The 2,062-nt window shown below is 63.9% G+C and carries 2 protein-coding genes; one reads left to right on the forward strand and one right to left on the reverse strand.

The genetic code is table 11. From position 1 onward, the window contains the following. A partial coding sequence (locus EN780_RS32815) for an ROK family protein (protein WP_133372830.1) occupies positions 1 to 753 on the reverse strand: 753 nt, incomplete at its 3' end. Positions 754 to 1,018: 265 nt separating this feature from the next. On the opposite strand from EN780_RS32815, the gene xylF reads away from it, so the two are divergent. Next, complete coding sequence (xylF, locus tag EN780_RS32820; protein WP_128276344.1) at positions 1,019 to 2,059, forward strand: D-xylose ABC transporter substrate-binding protein; 1,041 nt, start codon at positions 1,019 to 1,021, stop codon at positions 2,057 to 2,059. Positions 2,060 to 2,062: the final 3 nt, after the last annotated feature.

Consider the following 2,062-nt stretch of genomic DNA (forward strand, 5'->3'; position numbering starts at 1 on the left):
CCGGTGGATCATGTGGCCGAATTCGCCGCCGGAGGAATGGGTCCCGGTGAACAGCTCTCCCTTCAGCACCAGCCCCATGCCGATGCCGTGCGAGAGCAGGATGGCGATGAAGTCGTCGCGGTAGCGCTCGGGATCGCGCCACTGCAAGGCCACCGCCATCATGTTGCAGTCATTCTCCATGGTGGCCGGAACGCCGAATTCGGCTTCCAGAATGTCGGCGAAGGCGATGTCGGTCTGCGGCGTGATCGGCGACCACAACATGGCGCGGGCATGGGTGTCGGTGATGCCCTGGATGCCCATGGCGATGCGGGCGACGCCGCGGACGTCGAGGTCGGGATCCTCGAAACGGCGTCGGACGATGGCCACGCATTCGCCGATCAGCTCGTCGCGCGGCATGATCGCCGTGTCGAGGCGGCGCTGCTCCTCGGCAATGACCTGCCCGGCATAGTCGATGACGGCGACGGAAAGGAAGTTCAGCGACAGGACCACCGTCATCACCGCCGTGGCTTCCGGATTGAGGGCAAGCCCGACCTGCGGCCGGCCGCGCTTCAGCGAAACAGCCTCGTTTGGCTTGCTCTCGGTCAGGATGCCTTCCTGGATCAGGTCGGACGAGATCGCCGAGATGGTCGAATGGCTAAGGCCGGTGGTGGCGGCGATCTCGGTCCGCGACGGCTGGCCGGCGCGGCGCACGGCCGAAATAACCATCGCCCGGTTGCGTCGGCGCAGATCGTCGTGGCGGATTCCAACCGACATGCTTTGCCTTCCTCCCGGTCGTCGCGGCCGTTTTTGATTTCGAGGGCCGTCGGCGACACCGTATGAATAGTGGCAGAAGCGGGCCAGCCTGTCATTTATTTATTCCGGAGCTCGAAAAAAATTCGCCGAGGCCTCGGAATCGATCAGAATCGTTGTTGACAGCGCTCCGGCGTTGGATCATATTTTTTTCGAGGCTCGAAAAAAAGCCTCTATGCCGGCCTCAGGGCCAGTCTGGGTCGCGCCGCAATGGCGCAGGGAGGATATCATGAAGAAATTCGCAACCGCCATGCTGGCGGGTGTCGCCTTGTCGTTGACGCTCGCGTCGGTCGCCGAGGCGAAGGACAAGGTGATCGGCGTTTCCTGGTCGAACTTCCAGGAAGAGCGCTGGAAGACCGATGAAGCGGCGATGAAGAAGGCCATCGAGGCGGCCGGCGACAAGTATATTTCGGCCGACGCGCAGTCCAATCCCGGCAAGCAGCTGACCGACGTCGAAAGCCTGATCTCGCAGGGCGCCAATGCCCTGATCGTGCTGGCGCAGGACGCTTCGGCCGTCGGGCCGGCGGTGCAAAAGGCGCTGGACGAAGGCATTCCGGTCGTCGGCTACGACCGGCTGATCGAGAACAAGGACGTCTTCTACCTGACCTTCGACAACAAGGAAGTCGGCCGCATGCAGGCCCGCGAAGTGTTCAAGGTCAAGCCGGAAGGCAACTATGTCTTCATCAAGGGCTCGGGCGCCGATCCGAACGCCGATTTCCTGTTCGCCGGCTCCATGGAAGTGCTGAAGGAAGCCATCGACGGCGGCAAGATCAAGAATGTCGGCGAGGCTTATACCGACGGCTGGCTGCCCGCCAACGCGCAGAAGAACATGGAGCAGTTCCTGACCGCCAACGACAACAAGGTCGATGCGGTGGTGGCGGCCAATGACGGCACCGCCGGCGGCGTCGTCGCGGCGCTGACGGCGCAGGGCCTCGCCGGGACCGTTCCGGTGTCGGGCCAGGACGGCGACCACGCCGCGCTGAACCGCATCGCGCTCGGCACCCAGACCGTGTCGGTGTGGAAGGACGCGCGCGAACTCGGCAAGAACGCCGCCGAGATCGCCTCGGCACTCGCCGACGGCAAGAAGATGACCGACTTTGCCGGCGTCAAGGACTTCACCACGCCGGGCGGCAATACCGTCAAGTCGCTGTTCCTGACGCCGGTCGCGATCACCAAGGACAACCTGAACGTCGTCATCGACGCGGGCTGGATCAAGAAGGACGAAGTCTGCGCCGGCGTTGCCGCGGGCGCCGTCCCTGCCTGCAACTGAGGC

It is taken from the genome of Mesorhizobium sp. M4B.F.Ca.ET.089.01.1.1, assembly GCF_004022605.1.
In the GTDB taxonomy this organism is placed as follows: domain Bacteria; phylum Pseudomonadota; class Alphaproteobacteria; order Rhizobiales; family Rhizobiaceae; genus Mesorhizobium; species Mesorhizobium abyssinicae.